This is a genomic window from Thioclava sp. F28-4 (genome assembly GCF_002020045.1).
GTDB lineage: Bacteria > Pseudomonadota > Alphaproteobacteria > Rhodobacterales > Rhodobacteraceae > Thioclava > Thioclava sediminum.
In genome coordinates, this window is sequence record NZ_MPZQ01000010.1 from 1 (window position 1) to 17,002 (window position 17,002).

Annotated in this window: 11 protein-coding genes and 3 pseudogenes; 12 read left to right on the forward strand and 2 right to left on the reverse strand. The window is 61.3% G+C overall.

The window, feature by feature from the left end:
- Positions 1 to 62: 62 nt before the first annotated feature.
- Positions 63 to 1,046, reverse strand: a pseudogene (locus BMI87_RS17535) (IS3 family transposase); the annotation flags it as partial.
- Positions 1,047 to 1,277: 231 nt separating this feature from the next.
- Between BMI87_RS17535 and ftsH the strand changes: the two are divergent.
- The 6 genes from ftsH (at position 1,278) to BMI87_RS17565 (ending at position 11,377) form a co-directional block, all read left to right on the forward strand.
- Entirely contained in the window at positions 1,278 to 3,110 is a 1,833-nt protein-coding gene (gene ftsH, locus BMI87_RS17540) for an ATP-dependent zinc metalloprotease FtsH (RefSeq protein ID WP_078522916.1), read from the forward strand.
- A 52-nt stretch (positions 3,111 to 3,162) separates the two neighbouring features.
- The gene (locus BMI87_RS17545) at positions 3,163 to 5,943 is read left to right on the forward strand and encodes an ATP-dependent Clp protease ATP-binding subunit (protein WP_078522917.1); all 2,781 of its coding nucleotides are present in this window, start codon (positions 3,163 to 3,165) and stop codon (positions 5,941 to 5,943) included.
- A gap of 62 nt (positions 5,944 to 6,005) precedes the next feature.
- Positions 6,006 to 6,587 (forward strand): NADH dehydrogenase ubiquinone Fe-S protein 4, encoded by a 582-nt coding sequence (locus BMI87_RS17550; RefSeq protein WP_210402487.1) that lies wholly within the window; start codon positions 6,006 to 6,008, stop codon positions 6,585 to 6,587.
- Positions 6,587 to 7,732 carry a cation:proton antiporter gene (locus tag BMI87_RS17555; RefSeq protein ID WP_078522919.1) on the forward strand — a complete coding sequence of 382 codons (1,146 nt, stop codon included), beginning with the start codon at positions 6,587 to 6,589 and terminating at the stop codon, positions 7,730 to 7,732. Before BMI87_RS17550 ends, BMI87_RS17555 begins: the two co-directional genes overlap by 1 nt.
- A 322-nt stretch (positions 7,733 to 8,054) precedes the next feature.
- The gene (locus BMI87_RS17560) at positions 8,055 to 9,155 is read left to right on the forward strand and encodes a glycosyltransferase family 4 protein (RefSeq protein ID WP_078522920.1); all 1,101 of its coding nucleotides are present in this window, start codon (positions 8,055 to 8,057) and stop codon (positions 9,153 to 9,155) included.
- A gap of 17 nt (positions 9,156 to 9,172) precedes the next feature.
- Complete coding sequence (locus BMI87_RS17565) at positions 9,173 to 11,377, forward strand: amylo-alpha-1,6-glucosidase (RefSeq protein WP_078522921.1); 2,205 nt, start codon at positions 9,173 to 9,175, stop codon at positions 11,375 to 11,377.
- A 42-nt stretch (positions 11,378 to 11,419) separates the two neighbouring features.
- On the opposite strand, the gene BMI87_RS17570 is transcribed toward BMI87_RS17565, so the two are convergent.
- Positions 11,420 to 11,644, reverse strand: a complete 225-nt coding sequence (locus BMI87_RS17570) for a hypothetical protein (RefSeq protein ID WP_078522922.1) — start codon at positions 11,642 to 11,644, stop codon at positions 11,420 to 11,422.
- A 212-nt stretch (positions 11,645 to 11,856) separates the two neighbouring features.
- Between BMI87_RS17570 and BMI87_RS17575 the strand changes: the two genes are divergently transcribed.
- The 6 genes and pseudogenes from BMI87_RS17575 (at position 11,857) to BMI87_RS17600 (ending at position 16,966) form a co-directional block, all read left to right on the forward strand.
- Entirely contained in the window at positions 11,857 to 12,354 is a 498-nt protein-coding gene (locus tag BMI87_RS17575) for an Hsp20 family protein (RefSeq protein ID WP_078522923.1), read from the forward strand.
- A gap of 140 nt (positions 12,355 to 12,494) precedes the next feature.
- Positions 12,495 to 13,251 (forward strand): annotated as a pseudogene (locus tag BMI87_RS17580) (IS5 family transposase).
- Between the two features lie 50 nt (positions 13,252 to 13,301).
- Positions 13,302 to 13,508, forward strand: a pseudogene (locus BMI87_RS22595) (transposase domain-containing protein); the annotation flags it as partial.
- A gap of 123 nt (positions 13,509 to 13,631) precedes the next feature.
- Positions 13,632 to 14,843 (forward strand): CaiB/BaiF CoA-transferase family protein, encoded by a 1,212-nt coding sequence (locus BMI87_RS17590; protein ID WP_035367056.1) that lies wholly within the window; start codon positions 13,632 to 13,634, stop codon positions 14,841 to 14,843.
- On the forward strand, positions 14,840 to 16,006 hold the full coding sequence (locus tag BMI87_RS17595) for an acyl-CoA dehydrogenase family protein (RefSeq protein ID WP_028095202.1): 1,167 nt from the start codon (positions 14,840 to 14,842) through the stop codon (positions 16,004 to 16,006). Before BMI87_RS17590 ends, BMI87_RS17595 begins: the two co-directional genes overlap by 4 nt.
- Before the next feature lie 105 nt (positions 16,007 to 16,111).
- Positions 16,112 to 16,966 carry an SDR family oxidoreductase gene (locus BMI87_RS17600; RefSeq protein ID WP_078522925.1) on the forward strand — a complete coding sequence of 285 codons (855 nt, stop codon included), beginning with the start codon at positions 16,112 to 16,114 and terminating at the stop codon, positions 16,964 to 16,966.
- The last annotated feature ends 36 nt before the right edge of the window (positions 16,967 to 17,002 follow it).

Consider the following 17,002-nt stretch of genomic DNA (forward strand, 5'->3'; position numbering starts at 1 on the left):
GAACGCACCGGCCGATGAAGATCACGTTCAAAACACTTGCGCCCGCGGGGCCGTCTATACATGAAACTCTCCACGAAACCGTTCTGCATTGGCTTGCCCGGCGCGATGTAGTGCCATTCGATCCGGTGCTCGGAACACCACCGCAGGATGGCATTCGAGGTCAGTTCCGTGCCGTTGTCGCTGACGATCATTCCTGGCTTACCGCGGCGCTCGATCAGGGCAGTCAGTTCACGCGCCACACGGCGCCCCGAGATCGAGGGTGAGCCATCGAGCCGCCATCGGTTCGAGGCCGATGGCGAACGGATCGCGGCGAGGCACTCTCGGGTAACATCGTCGACCACGTTGAGCACCCGGAAGCGCTCGCCGCTGGCGAACTGATCGTGGACGAACCGAAGGTCCGCGTAGCGAAATCCAGCGACCAGCGGGCATTGGGCCGCGCCGCAACCAGGATCGGAGCCCGTGTTCCGACCGCCTTGCGCCGGGCCGTCCTTTTGCGCACCGTCAGGCCTTCTTCGCGGTAGAGCCGATAGATCCGATTGATCCCGGACCGCTCGCCCTCGCGGCGCAGCAGCACGAAGAGCCGCCGATAGCCGAACCGTCTGCGTTCGTTGGCCAGCTCGCGCAGACGGCCACGCAGCTCCGTATCCGGAGCTCGCTGCGCCTGATAGCGGACCATCTTGCGATCCGCCCCGGCAATCCGGCACGCCCGCCGCTCCGAGAGCCCGAGCAGGGACCTCAGATGCGCGACCGCCTCGCGCTTCACGCGTTCGCCATTGTCACTCGGACCAATGGCGTGACATGGCTCATCGTCACCACTTTTTTGAAACCAGTTCCTTCATCGCCGCCAGGTCCAGCATCTGCTCGGCCAGCAGCTTCTTCAGCTTGGCGTTCTCGTCTTCGAGCGTCTTCAGCCGCTTTGCCTCGGGCACCGTCATGCCGCCGAACTTCGCCTTCCAGTTATAGAAGGTCCCTTCCGACATGCCGTGCTTGCGGCACAAGTCTGCGCACTTCGCGCCTGCCTCGTGTTCCGCCAGGATGCCGATGATCTGGTTCCGATGGGCTTACGCGGCCCCACTGGGGCCACGGTCCCATCTCCAATCCGTGAATCTCATTCGCTTCATTGTCCGTCCTCAAGTTGGGTCGGACTCTAAGTGATGGTGGAGGAAAAATCCCGTGGCAGGTCAGATCCCTCTTGAACCCGGATCGGGAAATACAAATCTGGCCAGGTGTGATCGATCAGCAACATCTCTACGGGTTGGCGCCGAGGAGAGAAGGGGATGGAAAAGAGAACCGAATTTAACATCTGGTACTGGATCGTCGCATTTTTTGCGGTGATCTTTATTCAGGATCTGATCGCCAGCTACCGCAGCATCGCGCCGATCAGCTATAGCCAATTCGAACAGTATCTGGCCGACGGCGACATCGCTTCGGTTGCGGTCGGGTCCGATACGATCACCGGCACCTTCGAAACTCCCATCGACGGCCGCTCTGGCTTCGTCACCACGATCGTCGATCCCGCAATTCTTGAACGGCTGGACGACGCGGATGTCGAGATCACCGGCGTTCCGCAAAACACCTGGATCGGGGCGCTTCTCTCCTGGGTGGTGCCTGCAGTGGTCTTCTTTGGTCTCTGGATGTTCGTCTTTCGCAAGTTCGCCGACAGGCAGGGTTTCGGCGGCTTCATGCAGGTCGGCAAGTCGAAGGCCAAGGTCTATATGGAGAAGGAAACCGGCGTCAGCTTTGCCGATGTGGCCGGGGTCGACGAGGCCAAGGCCGAGCTGGAGGAAGTGGTCGATTTCCTGAAGACGCCCGAGGAATACGGCAAGCTCGGCGCGCGGATCCCGAAAGGTATCCTGCTGGTCGGCCCGCCGGGTACCGGCAAGACGCTTCTGGCGCGGGCCGTGGCGGGCGAGGCGGGCGTGACCTTCTTCTCGATCTCCGGCTCTGAATTCGTCGAGATGTTCGTGGGCGTCGGCGCCGCAAGGGTGCGCGATCTGTTCGAGCAGGCCCGCAAGAACGCACCCGCGATCATCTTCATCGACGAGCTCGACGCGCTCGGGCGCGCCCGAGCGGCCGGGCAGGTCGCCGGTGGCCATGACGAGCGCGAGCAGACGCTGAACCAGCTTCTCACTGAGCTGGACGGGTTCGACCCGTCGTCGGGGATCGTGCTGCTGGCGGCCACCAACCGGCCGGAAATCCTCGACCCGGCGCTGCTCAGGGCCGGGCGCTTCGACCGGCAGGTGCTGGTGGACAAGCCCGACAAGAAGGGCCGCGTGCAGATCCTCAATGTGCACATGAAGAGGGTCACGCTCGCACCGGATGTGGATGCCGAGAAGGTCGCCGCGCTGACCCCGGGCTTTTCCGGAGCGGACCTGGCAAATCTGGTCAATGAGGCGGCGCTATTGGCAACCCGCCGAAAGGCCGATGCGGTGACCATGGAAGACTTCAACAACGCGGTAGAGCGTATCGTCGCCGGGCTGGAAAAGCGCAATCGTGTTCTGAACGCGCGCGAGCGGGAAATCGTGGCGCATCACGAAATGGGGCATGCGCTGGTCGCGATGGCGCTGCCGGGGGTCGATCCGGTGCACAAGGTCTCGATCATCCCGCGCGGGATCGGTGCGCTCGGCTATACGATCCAGCGCCCGACCGAAGACCGCTTCCTGATGACCCGCGAGGAACTGGAGAACAAGATCGCCGTTCTTCTGGGCGGGCGTGCGGCCGAGAAGGTCATATACGATCACCTTTCGACCGGTGCCGCCGACGACCTGGTGAAGGCAACCGACATCGCCAGGGCCATGGTCGCGCGCTACGGCATGGACCCCGATCTGGGCCATGTCAGCTATGACACCGAGCGGCCCGGCTTCCTTGGCACGGGGGATCAATCCGCTTGGCTCAACCGCCGCCACAGCGAGGCAACGGCCGAGCGGATGGATACCGCTGTCAAGGCGATCATCGACGACATCTTCGCGCGTACGGTCGCGCTTCTCGACGCGAACCGGGCGCTGCTGGAGGAAACGTCCCGAGATCTGCTCGACCGCGAGACGCTGGACGAGCCCGACCTTCGGGCCATCGCAGAAAAGGTCCGCATTCAGGAGGTCGAGGCGGCCTGAACACGGAGATCCAGTCCGGACGTTCCGGCTGGGAGCATGACGGAGGTGAAAAATGGCAAACGGCATCTGTGATATCTGCAAATCCCGACCTGCCAGCTTTCGTGCGCAGGTCTCTGTCAACGGTGAACGCAAGGTGATGGAGCTTTGCGACGAGGACTACCGCAGGATTGCCCGACGGCAGGGGCGTAGCACATCGCCACTGGAATCGCTTTTCGGAGGGCGCTCGCTCTTCGATGAATTCTTTGGCGATGCCGGTGGCCTTTTCGATCGGTTTGGCGAAGATCAGGGGCAACCCGTCCCGATCCGACAGGCGGGGCGCACCGCGCGGCGCGGCGGCATCAATATCGCTGACCGCCTGAGCGAACAGGCCAACCGGCTTTTGCAGGAGGCGGGCCAGAAGGCGCATGAATTCGGCCGGACCGAGGTTGATACGGAACACCTTCTGCTGGCGCTGACCGGCTCGGATGTTGTCCGCACGGTGCTGGGGCAGGTCAAGATCGACGCCGACGATCTGCGCCGCCAGATCGAGAGCGAAGCGAAGAAGGGCGACGCAACGGGGGAGGACCGTGAGATCGGCGTCAGCCCGCGGGTGAAGGATGCGCTGAACCGCGCCTTCATCGCCTCGAACGAGCTGGGCCATTCCTATGTCGGCCCCGAACACCTTCTGATCGGTCTCGCCGAAGAGGGCGAGGGCGTCGCGTCGGGAATCCTGAACCGGCTGGGCCTGACCCCGCAGGCGCTGCGTCAGCAGGTGACGAAGGTCGTCGGCCAGGGGGCCGAAGAAGGCCGTGTCGAAACCCCGTCGAGCACGCCTGATCTGGATGAATATAGCCGCGATTTGACCAAGCTGGCGCGCGAGGGCGGGCTCGACCCGGTGATCGGCCGGGCGCGTGAAATCGAGACGACGATCGAGGTTCTGGCGCGCCGCAAGAAGAACAACCCGGTGCTGATCGGCGAGCCGGGCGTCGGCAAGACCGCGATCATCGAGGGGCTGGCGCAGCGCATCGTCGCTGGCGAGGTGCCTGAGGCGCTACGCGACAAACGGCTGGTCGAACTCAACATCAACTCGATGGTGGCCGGATCGAAATATCGCGGTGAGTTCGAGGAGCGGGTCCAGAAGATTCTCAAGGAGATCGAGGCCAACAAGGCCGACATGATCCTGTTCATCGACGAGATCCACACCATCGTCGGAGCCGGACAGGGCGGCGGCGAAGGCGGGCTCGACATCGCCAATACGTTCAAGCCGGCGCTGGCCCGCGGCGAGCTGAACCTGATCGGCGCGACAACGCTCAACGAATACCAGAAATACATCGAGAAGGACGCCGCGCTGGAGCGCCGCTTCCAGCCGGTCTATGTCGATGAGCCGACGGTGGCGCAGACGATCATGATCCTGCGCGGCCTGCGCGACACGCTGGAAAGCCACCACAAGGTGACGATCACCGACGAGGCCATCGTCGCGGCGGCCGAGCTTTCCGATCGCTACGTCACCGGCCGCTTCATGCCCGACAAGGCGATCGACCTGATCGACCAGGCCGCGGCGCGGGTGAAGATCTCGGCCACTGCGCGGCCCGTGGACGTGCAGGAGCTCGAAGCCGAGGTCGCGCAGATCAGGCGCGAGCAGGACTACGCTGCGGGGAGGAAGCAGTTCGACCGTGCTGCTGAACTCAAGAAAGAGCTTGACGCCAAACAGGTCGAGCTTGACGAGTTGATGGAAACCTGGAAGCGCGACCGGGCCTCTGCGACGGCTGAAGTGCGCGCCGACCACGTGGCGCAGATCGTCTCGAAACTGACCGGCGTGCCGGTGAGCGAGCTGACGACAGAAGAGCGCGAAAAGTTGCTGAAACTCGAGGACAAGTTGCATGAGCGGGTCATCGGCCAGGAAGAGGCCATCCATGCCGTTGCCGATGCCGTGCGTCTCGCGCGCGCGGGTCTGCGCGAAGGCTCCGGTCCGACTGCGACCTTCCTCTTCCTCGGGCCGACCGGCGTCGGCAAGACGGAACTGGCCAAGACGCTGGCCGAGGTGATCTTCGGTGATCAGGATGCGCTTCTCAGGATCGACATGTCGGAATATGGCGAGCGTCACGCGGTCGCACGGCTGGTTGGCGCCCCGCCGGGCTATGTCGGTTACGACGAGGGCGGCCAGCTGACAGAACGGGTCCGCCGCCGGCCCTATTCTGTCGTGCTGCTCGACGAGATCGAGAAGGCGCATCCAGATGTCTACAACATCCTGCTTCAGGTGTTCGACGACGGGCGTCTGACCGACGGCAAGGGCCGCGTGGTGGATTTCACCAACACCATCATTATCGCCACGTCGAACCTCGGCTCCGATATCATCCAGCGCAACCTTCGCAAGCGCGGAACCAAGGAGTTCGACGAGGCAAAGCAGAAATCCGAACTGATGGACGTGCTACGCGGCCATTTCCGGCCCGAGTTCATCAACCGGATCGACGAGATCATCGTCTTCCATTCTCTGAACCAGTCGGAAATCCGGCAGATCGTCGAGCTGCAGCTGGCCCGCGTCGCCCGCACGGCGATGACCCAGGGGGTCGAACTCGACTACGACGAAACCGTTGCGGAGCATTTTGGAGCGATGGGTTTCCGACCAGAGTTCGGCGCCCGCGAGTTGCGACGGCTAATCCGGTCGGAGCTGGAGACCGAGCTCGCCCGCGAGATGCTTTCGGGCCGGATCGAGGACGGCGACAAGGTGCGCGTTGCCTGGGCCGCAGATGATCAGAAGATCACTTTCCAAAAGCTGGAGAGCGCAGGAGAAACCGAGGCCCTCGGCGAGCCCGGCAATGGCGATAGCGAAGAGACCGAGCCTGCCGCCGAATGACGGCCCGTGCACCGGCGACGGTAACGCCGCCGGTGCCGCAATCCGAAGAGAGGTAAATCATGATGAAAGGACATAACCGCCCACCGTTTCGACCGAAGATCCCCGGAACTGACCTGACATCTCCAGACCTGCCGACAGCGTTGATCTACAGGCCAGCTCGCTCGTCCCACACCTCCGCTCCAATCAGGCGGCAGCATTGGATACTCGAGTTTGAGCCGGCCCGGGCGCCGGTCATCGAGCTTCTTATGGGCTGGACCGCAACCGAAGATCCCTATCGTCCGATCCGCCTGACATTCCCTGATCTCGACAGCGCCATCGCCTTCGCGGAACGAAACGACTGGCAGTATATCGTGCGCCACGAGCCGGACAAACGTCGATCCGTGCCACCGCGCCGATTCTGGTGGGAGACAGTGCCAACCAGCAAGGGAACCGATGCTCCTGGCGCCCACCGCATCGAGACCGGCCACCGACCGAGTTCCCGGCATCGGCTTCACCGAGGCATCGACGCGGCCAGCGTTCGTGATCTCTCAGCGGAACTCGCGACGGCTGCAGACCCGGTCTGTGAAGCGAGTGCTGAGTCCTTCCCCGCGTCCGACCCACCGGCGTGGATCGGGGCGACTGTCTATGGAAGCGGGCGACGTTGATGCACGCCGACCAGGGGCTGTTGGAGGCCGCCGCGTTGCTCGCCATGATGGCTTTTTGCCATGTCGCGATCTGCGCACGGCTTGGCATCCCCGCACTGGTCGGTTTCCTGCTGTCCGGCATTGTGATCGGGCCGTCCGGTCTGGGGCTCATCGCCGAGGGTGCCACACTGACGGTTATCGGTGAGGTCGGGGTGATCCTGCTTCTCTTTGCGCTTGGTCTGGAATTCTCCCTCGACAAGCTCGTGTCGCTCCGGCGGCTGATCTTCGGACTCGGTCTGGTACAGGTGCTCGTAGTTGGAGGGTTGGTCACCGTAGGGCTCCTCGTCTTTACCGAGATCGCGCCGGCGGCAGCGGTTCTGATCGCTGGCGCGGTCGCGATGTCATCGACCGCGCTATGTCTTAAGGTCCTGGCGGGCGGCGATGCGCTCGGAACGCCTCAGGGACGGGTCGCGATTGCTGTTCTGCTGTTTCAGGATCTGGCGGCCGTCGGCTTTCTGGCGTTTCACGATGTCATCGCCGGGGCAGGAACCGTGGAAAGCGCGCACGACGTCCTGAAGATGGTCGGGGGCATGGGCGTGCTCGTCGGGGCGCTCTTCATCACCCGGTCAATGCTTCAGCGGCTTGCCGGATGGGTCGCAACCCAGGGCGCGGCTGAACTCGCACAGCTTCTTGCCCTGACCGTTGCCTTGCTCGCGGCCATTATTGCGCAGGTTGCGGGTCTTTCGCCGGCGCTCGGTGCATTCGCTGCCGGCATGATGATCGCCGAGGGCGACGCTCGCCAATTTGTCGAACGGGAAATCAGGCCGTTCCGGGATTTGTTCGTCGGGGTGTTCTTCATCGGTATCGGAACCCAACTCCATATAGGTGCGATTTGGTCGACATGGCCAACGGTGTTGGCATGGCTTTTTGTGCTCATGGTGGTGAAACTCGCGCTTGTTGTTGCTCTGACCCGCATGTTCGGAGAACAGCTCGAGACTGCGCTTCGCGCGGGCGCCATCCTGGCCCATGGCGGCGAATTCAGCTTGATGCTCATCTCTGTCACGACTGCCTCCGGCCTGTTGCAAGCCAAGATCGCCGACCCTCTGTTCCTCGCGTTGGGGCTGAGCATGCTGATTGGAGCGGTTGTGGTTCGTCGCGCAGCATAAACCGATCAACGCACACCAAGCACCTGCCTGCTTCGCGTCATATTTTTGCGCGCCGGAGGGGGTTGAAACTCCAAAGTCGATTTCTAACTGAACTTTTCGCAGGGGTTCCCTGCTATCTGACATCGCTGTTTTGCGCAGGAGGTTTTGCCGGGCAAGGCCATCTCGCGTTCCGGAACCATGGTCCGGCGGATGGCAGTGATCTTGTATCACGACTGTCCGAATTCGAGATGCCACATCCGGCGGTCATGCCCAGGCGGGGTGATTGTAGTCGACCTTCTCGCATCCATTGTTGAGGCTTCGCTCAGAAGAGGAGGTTTTGCCGATGAAGATCGCACAGATCGCACCGCTGGAAGAAAGTTGCCCGCCGCGTCTCTATGGGGGAACAGAAAGGATCGTCTCCTATCTCACCGAAGAACTGGTCAGGCAGGGCCATGAAGTCACGCTGTTCGCCAGCGGCGACAGCCGGACCAAGGCCCACCTGGTCCCGTGCAGCAAGGAAGCGCTCCGGCTCGATCCGAAGGTGAAGAACTCGCTGCCTTGGCATGTCGCCATGCTGGAGGAAGTCCGCTTGCGGGCCGATGAATTCGACGTGCTGCATTTTCACATCGACTTCCTGCACTATCCTATGGCGCGCGCATTCGCCGATCGCATGGTGACGACCATGCACGGCCGGCTCGACGGGCCTGATCTTCGTCCCTTCTACGCGACGTTCCCAAACTATCCGCTCGTTTCTATCTCGGACGACCAGCGCCGTCCGCTGCCCTTCGTGAACTGGGCAGCGACCGTCTATCATGGACTTCCCAAGAATCTGCTGTCGTTCACCAAATCTCCGAAGGGGGACTATCTTGCCTTTCTTGGGCGGATTTCGCCGGAGAAACGGCCGGACCGCGCCATCGAGATAGCGGTGCGAGCGGGGATGCCATTGAAAATCGCCGCCAAGATAGACGATGCGGATCGCAAGTATTGGGAAGAGATCATCGCGCCTATGGTCGACGCCCACGACAATGTCGAGTTCATCGGAGAGATCAACGAGAAGCAAAAGGCCGAATTTCTCGGGAACGCGCGGGCGCTGCTCTTCCCGGTCGACTGGCCCGAACCTTTCGGCTTGGTGATGATCGAGGCCATGGCCTGCGGCACGCCTGTAATCGCATGGGCGAATGGCTCAGTGCCCGAGATCGTGGAGCCAGGGCTGACCGGCTATGTCGTGCATTCGCTGGAGGACGCTGTCGCGGCCGTCAGCAAGCTGGACCGTATCAGCAGAGGAATCGTGCGCGAGACGTTCGAACTACGCTTCACCGCGGATCGCATGGCGCGCGACTATGTCGAAATCTATCGCGGGCTGCCGGGCGTCGAGGCTGTTACGATGCCGCTCCCGCATATGCTCGGCGGCCATGGGGCCCATGTGCTGCATGCAGCGGAATGAGTGCGAAGGAGAGTAAGATGACCGAGGCGCTGCAACAAACGGGCTTGCGTGCGTCGCAACTGGTAGTGCCGCCGGCGCAATTTTTTATCCCGGCGGCAGCCTCCTTGCAGGAGCGGCGGCCACGAACCCTGAAGCACGGTGATACCTTCGCCGTGTTCGATCACAATGGCGATGTGCTCTCGGGGCCAGGCAGCCCCGAGGGCCTGTTCCATCGCGACACCAGGTATCTCTCGCATTACTATCTGACCATCGGGGGAGAGCGGCCCATGCTGCTCTCGTCCACATTGCGCGACGATAACGCGACGCTGACCTGCGATCTGACGAATCCCGATCTTTATGACGAAACCGGTCGCTGTCTGATTGCGCATGATCGCATCCACATGCGCCGGACGCGGTTTCTCTGGCAGGGCACGTGTTATGAGCGGCTGGCGGTACGCAATTTCGACGAGGCCCCACATGAGATTACCTTGGAAATCGCCTTTGAGGCCGATTTTGCGGATATTTTTGAGGTCCGTGGCCGGGAACGGGCCCGCCGGGGAACGTCGCTCTTGCCGGAGGTGGATGGCTCGCACGTGCTCTTGTCGTACCGGGGGCTCGACCACAATCCACGTAGCACCGCTCTGCGTTTCGATCCTGCGCCTGCGCAGCTTGAGCCGGGGAAAGCCGTCTATCGTCTGAGCCTCGCCCCCGGAGAAGCGCGTTCGCTCTTTATCGAGATCAGCTGCGACGTGAATGGGGCCGAGGATCACCCGTCGCGCCTGTTTTTCCGCTCCTTGCGGGACGCGCGCCGCGCACTCAGACGTTCTTCTTCCCGCGCAGCCACGGTGCAAAGCTCCAACGAGATATTCAACGAGACCATGCGCCGTTCGGTCTCGGACCTCTACATGCTCATGACCGATACGGAGGAGGGGCCCTATCCCTATGCAGGCGTGCCCTGGTTCAGCACCGTGTTCGGGCGCGATGCACTGATCACCGCCTGGGAAATGCTCTGGCTCGACCCGGCGGTCGCGCGGGGCGTTCTGCTGCATCTTGCGGCCAACCAGGCGACGGCATTCGATCCGGATACCGATGCCGAGCCGGGCAAGATCCTTCATGAAATGCGTTATGGCGAAATGGCGGAAACCGGCGAAGTTCCGTTCCGGCGCTATTACGGCAGCGTGGATTCGACACCGCTGTTCGTGATGCTCGCCGGGGCGTATTTCGAACGCACCGGCAATCGGGTGGTGCTGGAAACACTCTGGCCGCATGTCCGTGCGGCGCTTGACTGGATCGAGACCTATGGCGATCGGGACGGCGACGGTTTCGTGGAATACGGGAGGCGCAGCGACAAGGGGCTCGCCAACCAGGGGTGGAAGGACAGTCATGATGCGGTGTTTCACGCCGATGGGACGCTGGCCAAGGGGCCGATCGCGCTTTGCGAGGTGCAGGGCTACGTCTATGCTGCCCGGCTGGCTGCGTCCGAGATCGCACGGGAACTCGGTCATGACGGCATCGCGCAGGAACAGGCGCAAAAGGCCACGGAACTCAAGTCCTGTTTTGACGCGGCGTTCTGGGACGATGAGCTTGGGACCTATGTGCTCGCCCTCGATGGTGACAAACAGCCCTGCCGGGTGCGCAGTTCGAATGCGGGCCATCTGCTCTGGACGGGGATCGTCCCGAAGGAACGCGCCGAAATGGTCGTCGGAGCGCTGATGGGGCCGTCGTCTTTCTGTGGATGGGGAGTGCGGACCATTGCCGCGGGCCAGGCACGATACAATCCGATGAGCTACCACAACGGTTCAGTCTGGCCCCATGACAATGCGCTGATCGGGGCGGGTCTGGCGCGCTACGGGTTCCGTGAGCAGGCCGCACGGATTTTCGAGGGCATCTTCTCTGCGGCTACCTATATCGATCTGAGACGGTTGCCGGAGCTATTCTGCGGCTTTCCGCGGCGCGAGACGCAAGGGCCGACCTTCTATCCGGTGGCTTGTACGCCGCAGGCCTGGGCGGCGGGAGCGCCGCTGTTGCTGCTTCAGGCATGTCTAGGGCTACGGTTCGACGCCGAGGCGCGGCAGTTGATCTTCGATCAACCGATCCTTCCGGACTTCCTGGGAGAGGTCGTGCTGCACAATCTGCGCCTTGATGGCGGATCCGTCGATGTGGCTCTCCGCCGATCCGGCACCCACGTGGTTGCAGACGTTTTGCGCCGCGCCGGGCCGGTTCGGGTGATCGTGACCACCTGAAGAGACGGGCTGGCGTCGTCCTGAACGCCAGCTCGATTTCTGTTATAGCAGATCGTCATCTTTCTGATTGGCTTCGAGCAATTCGACCAGCCGGGCGATGCGACCCGATGGGAAGGGGCTATGGGCAACGCCTTCCACCTCGTCCGCCTCGACCCAGGCCTTGGCACGGGCAAGCTCGGAGGCGTCGGCGTCGGTGCGCAGAATATCAGACAGAAACATGGGGTCCGTGCGGGGACCCAGGATGCTTATCACGTCGTTTTCGGTCATGATCTCCTCCTTTCGAATGCCACAAGGAAGCAAGAGAAATATAGGAGAGATGTACGTAGAAAAAAGTTTCCGAGCATCCTCTTGAAATCGTAAGGTACTGTTCCAAATCGCTTTATGCAGATCGCCCAGATGGGGATCGGCCATGAAGCGGGACATCGCTCCTGCGGTGCTCCCGATGTCTGTACCCATGTTGCTCAAAGGAGGATATGGCTATGGCAACGACACTTGATTTTGCACCTCTGTTCCGTTCGAGCGTTGGCTTCGACCGTATGCTCGACGCGCTCGAGACAGCCCGTCGAGTGGAGACGCTCGACAACTGGCCGCCTTATGACATCGTCAAGACCGGCGAGGACGACTATCGCATCGACATGGCGGTGGCGGGCTTTGCCGAAGACGATCTGACCCTGACCCAAGACAAGAACATGCTGATCGTGTCGGGCCGCAAGGAGACGCCCGAAGGTGACGGCGGTGCCAGCTATCTCTATCGTGGCATCGCTGGCCGGTCGTTTGAACGTCGGTTCGAACTGGCCGATCACGTCCGGGTCGAAGGGGCCACGCTGTCGAACGGCCTCCTGACCGTCCAGCTCAAGCGCGAGGTCCCCGAGGAACTCAAACCGCGCCGGATCGAGATCGCGTCTCCTGCGGCGGTCGAAGGTCACGAGCCCAGGCAGCTCGAGACAGCTCCAGAGCCGGAACCGGTCGCGGCCTGAACCACCTTGGACCCAGAACGGGACGTTCCGGCCGCTCGGGTGGTGGCCGGACGCCCTTCCTGCAATCTGGAGGCTCGGGTCAGGATGCATTGATTTCTGTTGCGTCGCGTGATTCACGGCTCCGAAAATGGAGCGGCGACGTGAGCGATCTTTTCTGGCTGACCGACGAGCAGATGGCCAAGCTTTCCCCTTTCTTTCCAAAGTCGCACGGCAAGCCACGGGTCGATGCAGACGGGTGCTGAGCGGGATTATCTTTATCAATCGCAATGGCTTGCGTTGGCGCGATGCTCCGGCCGCCTATGGCCCACATAAGACGCTCTACAGCCGGTGGAAGCGTTGGAGCGAAAAAGGCATCTTCGCCCAGATGATGGTCGGGCTGGCTGCCGAACACGGAGAAAAAAAGACCGTGATGATCGACGCGACCTACCTGAAAGCACACCGCACCGCGACCAGCATGGCCGCGAAAAAGGGGGGCGCGGTCGCCTGATCGGCCGACCCAAGGGCGGCATGAATACCAAACGGCATGCCATCTGCGACAGCCAAGGGCGACCGCTCAGCCTGTTCGTCACCGCTGGGCAGGTCAGTGACTACATCGGTGCGCGGGCGCTACTGAGCAGCCTACCCAAGGTCGACTGGCTGCTCGGGGACCGCGGCTATGACGCCGATTGGTTCCGAGACGCGTTGCAGGACAAAGGGATACGCGCCTGCATCCCGGGCCGGAAGCAACGCAAGACGCCCATCAAATATGACAAACGCCGTTACAAGCGCCGTAGCCGGATCGAGATAATGTTCGGCAGGCTCAAAGACTGGAGGCGTGTGGCGACCCGCTATGACCGATCTCCGAAGGTCTTCCTCTCGGCCATCGCCCTGGCGGCTCTCGTCATCTATTGGTTATGAATCCTGACCCTAAGCCAAACCGGTCCAGTTTTCGGGGAGTAGCTCACCTGATCAGCATCGGGCGAAAGAACTGGCTTTTCGCACACTCCGACAGCGGTGGCGAAACGCTGTCCCGGGCGATGTCCCTTGTCGAGACAGCCAAGATGAACGGCCACGATCCGCAAGCCTGGCTGGCCGAAATCCTCGACCGCATCCACAATCACATGACCAACCCGCTCAACGAACCGCTTCCATGGAACTGGACGCCAATGAACTGATCCATGGTAACAACCGGGCGGCTACGTTTTCGGGGAGCTGATTACCTTTGAATCTTGAGGTCAGACTTCGCCTTTGCTAGCAATCGAACAACCATTAGAAAATTAGCAGAGTCGAAAGTGCAGATGTCTAGACCCCTTGATCAACTGAAGATTATAGAACTTGGTCACGTAATTGCCGGACCACTTGCGGCAGCTTTACTCTCGGATTTTGGTGCAGATGTCATCAAGATCGAAGCCCCCAACCGGACGGATATGATGCGCGACCTTGGACCCAAGGCAGAGGATGGGGTGGGCGTCTGGTGGAAGACTTTGGGCCGCAACAAGAAAACACTAGGCCTGGACTGGAAGTCCGACGAGGGCCGGGACATCCTGCGCAGGTTGGTTGAAGATGCCGACGTGCTGATCGAAAATTTCCGTCCGGGTGTGCTAGAACGTGCTGGTGTTGGGCCAGACGTCCTGCACGATTGGAACCCGGACTTGGTTGTCTTGCGGGTTTCAGGTTACGGACAGGACGGTCCGATGCGCGACGTGCCAGCGTTTGGACGTGCTGCGGAGGCCATGAGTGGTTTAGCACATCTGACCGGTTTTCCCGACGGGCCGCCGATGCACCCCGGGTTTCCGGCAGCCGACAGCACGACAGGGCTGATGGGCGCTTTGGGAGTCATGATCGCGCTATTTGCTCGCGAAAAGGGCATTGCACGCGGTCAGGTCGTCGATCTTGCGGTGTTCGAGGCGTTGCTTCGGTTGATGGACTATCCTGTTCCCGCATTGACGGGCGCGAAGCTCTCGCCGCGGCGCAATGGGCTGCGCCAGCCGATGGACTTTGCTCCGGGGGGGATGTTCCGAACGTCCGATGGGGTGTGGCTGACCGTTTCCGCAGGAAGCGCGGAAACCGCGCAACGACTGTTGCGGGCAGTCGGCGGGGACGCCCTTGCCGATGATCCGCGGTTTGCGACACTTGGCGAGATGTCGCAGCACATGGCGGTGGTCTTCGATGCGATCAATGATTTTGTCATGCAGCACACAGCTAAGGAAGTGGAGGCGGTATTCGCCCGCCATGATGCCGTTGCCTCGCGTGTGTTGAGTGTCGAGGAAATCACGACGAACGAGCAGATAAGCCATCGCGGGGATATCGTGTCGGTCGCTGGCGAACAGACTCAGGTCATTGGCCCGGTCCCTCATCTCAGCGCGACGCCCGGTCAGCTTCGTTGGCTGGGACGACCGCCTGGCGCAGACAGCCAAAGCATTCTGCGTGATCTTGGTTTTAACGATGAGCGGATCACGGCCCTATGTGAGGCTGGGCTCGTAAGATTGGAAGGAGGGCGCGCGCTATGACATTTCGATTGACCGCCGACCAACAAGAGATTCGCGACCAGATTCTGCGGATTTGCGGAAGGTTCGACGACGACTATTGGCTGGATCGGGATCGCAACGGTGGTTTTCCCCATGAACTGCACAGGGCAATGGCCGATGGCGGCTGGCTAGGTATCGCCATGCCAGAAGCTGTCGGCGGCGCGGGTCTGGGGATCACCGAGGCGACCATAATGATGCAGGCAATCGCCGAGTCGGGGGCCGGCGCGAGCGGAGCCTCGGCCATCCACATGAACATTTTCGGGCTCAACCCGGTGGTGAAGTTCGGGACCGATGAGCAGCGCGCGCGTATGCTTGGCCCTCTGATCGCGGGTGACGAAAAGGCGTGTTTCGCCGTGACCGAACCGACGACGGGGCTGGATACCACAAAGCTGAAGACCATGGCGGTGCGGCAGGGGGACAGATATGTCGTGCACGGACAAAAAGTCTGGATTTCTACCGCGCAGGTGGCCCACAAGATGCTGCTTCTGGCCAGGACAACGCGGCTTGAAGATGTGAGCAGCCCGACCGAAGGGCTGAGCCTGTTCTATACAGATCTCGACCGAAATTTCGTTGACGTGCGAGAGATCGAAAAGATGGGTCGAAAAGCTGTCGATTCGAATGAAGTTTTCATCGATGGGTTGCCGATTCCGGCTGAGGACCTGATCGGGGAGGAAGGCAAAGGCTTTAGACAAATTTTGCACGGGTTGAATCCCGAACGCGTCCTGGTGGCCGGCGAATGTATCGGTATTGCGCGCAACGCACTGGCGCGCGCGGCGCATTATGCAAACGAACGTGTGATTTTTGACCGCCCAATCGGCCAAAATCAGGGTGTTCAGCATCCGCTCGCCAAAGCCTGGGCGCGGGTGGAATCTGCCAATCTCATGGTGATGCACGCTGCAGCCCTCTACGATGCGGGAGAATCCTGCGGCGTCGAGGCGAACGCTGCCAAGCTTTTGGCCGCCGACGCCGCGGTCGAGGCGACCGAAGCCGCGCAAATTACATTTGGCGGATTCGGATACGCCAAGGAATATCACGTGGAGCGACTGGTACGGGAGGCTCTGCTGTTCCGCATCGTGCCGGTGACACCGCAGATGCTTTTGTCGTTCATAGCAGAAAAAGCCCTTGGGCTTCCAAAGTCTTACTGATCGGAGATGACGGGCGGGGCTGGTTTGAGAAGTTGTCTTGACCAATTTTCTAACGCTCGTTAGATTGCTGACAACTGCCCCTAATGGGCAATGGGAGGAGGCGTCATGAATAAGACGCAGTTTGGGTCTTCGAGGGAGGACCTATCAAAACGTGCAACCGTTTACGCAAGCGGTTTATTCACCGGCAAAATCGTTGTGGTGACCGGCGCTGGAGGCGGATTGGGGCTGGCAATTGCGACCCTGTTCGCAAGGCTCGGGGCCAATCTGGCGATCAATGGACGCAACGAAGGGAAGCTGGCTTCGGCCAGAGATTTCCTCAAAGGTTTCGGGGGCGAGGTTTTTGCTATGCCTATGACCATCCGGGAGCCTGAGCAGGTCGAGGATTTTGTCGCCAAGACGAACCAGGAATTCGGGGCGATTGACGTTTTGGTAAACAATGCTGGGGGTCAGTTTCCGCAAGCTGCGTTGGAGTTCAGTCCAAAGGGCTGGAATGCCGTCATAGACACCAACCTCAACGGCACCTGGTGGATGATGCAATCCGCGGCGCGCCACTGGGTTGCCAACAAGCAATCGGGCTCCATCGTCAACATCGTGGCCGATATCTGGCGCGGTATGCCCGGGATCGCACATACCTGTGCGGCGCGGGCAGGGGTGATTTTCCTGTCGAAATCTGTGGCCGTTGAGTGGGCGCCGCACGATATCCGAGTGAACTGCGTGGCGCCGGGTTGCTGCGAAAGCAACGGTTTCGGGAACTACCCTCCGGAGGGTTCTGCGACATTTCAGGACTCCAACCCGATGCGGCACGCCGGGGACGAATGGGATGTCGCTGAAGGGGTTGTCTATATGGCGGCCAATTCAGGGAAATTCGTAACCGGTGAAGTTCTGAACATCGACGGTGGGCAGCAATTGTGGGGGGATCCATGGCCAACGGGGCGGCCGGACTACTTCCGGATTACCTGATGTTGGCCGTGAACCTTAGGGGGACAATGAGATCTA

Bases quoted from the DNA above. Each gene is read 5' to 3' on its own strand.
- ftsH (WP_078522916.1), top strand. From the start codon at position 1,278: ATGGAAAAGAGAACCGAATTTAACATCTGGTACTGGATCGTCGCATTT.
- BMI87_RS17545 (WP_078522917.1), top strand. From the start codon at position 3,163: ATGGCAAACGGCATCTGTGATATCTGCAAATCCCGACCTGCCAGCTTT.
- BMI87_RS17550 (WP_210402487.1), top strand. From the start codon at position 6,006: ATGAAAGGACATAACCGCCCACCGTTTCGACCGAAGATCCCCGGAACT.
- BMI87_RS17555 (WP_078522919.1), top strand. From the start codon at position 6,587: ATGCACGCCGACCAGGGGCTGTTGGAGGCCGCCGCGTTGCTCGCCATG.
- BMI87_RS17560 (WP_078522920.1), top strand. From the start codon at position 8,055: ATGAAGATCGCACAGATCGCACCGCTGGAAGAAAGTTGCCCGCCGCGT.
- BMI87_RS17565 (WP_078522921.1), top strand. From the start codon at position 9,173: ATGACCGAGGCGCTGCAACAAACGGGCTTGCGTGCGTCGCAACTGGTA.
- BMI87_RS17570 (WP_078522922.1), bottom strand. From the start codon at position 11,644: ATGACCGAAAACGACGTGATAAGCATCCTGGGTCCCCGCACGGACCCC.
- BMI87_RS17575 (WP_078522923.1), top strand. From the start codon at position 11,857: ATGGCAACGACACTTGATTTTGCACCTCTGTTCCGTTCGAGCGTTGGC.
- BMI87_RS17590 (WP_035367056.1), top strand. From the start codon at position 13,632: ATGTCTAGACCCCTTGATCAACTGAAGATTATAGAACTTGGTCACGTA.
- BMI87_RS17595 (WP_028095202.1), top strand. From the start codon at position 14,840: ATGACATTTCGATTGACCGCCGACCAACAAGAGATTCGCGACCAGATT.
- BMI87_RS17600 (WP_078522925.1), top strand. From the start codon at position 16,112: ATGAATAAGACGCAGTTTGGGTCTTCGAGGGAGGACCTATCAAAACGT.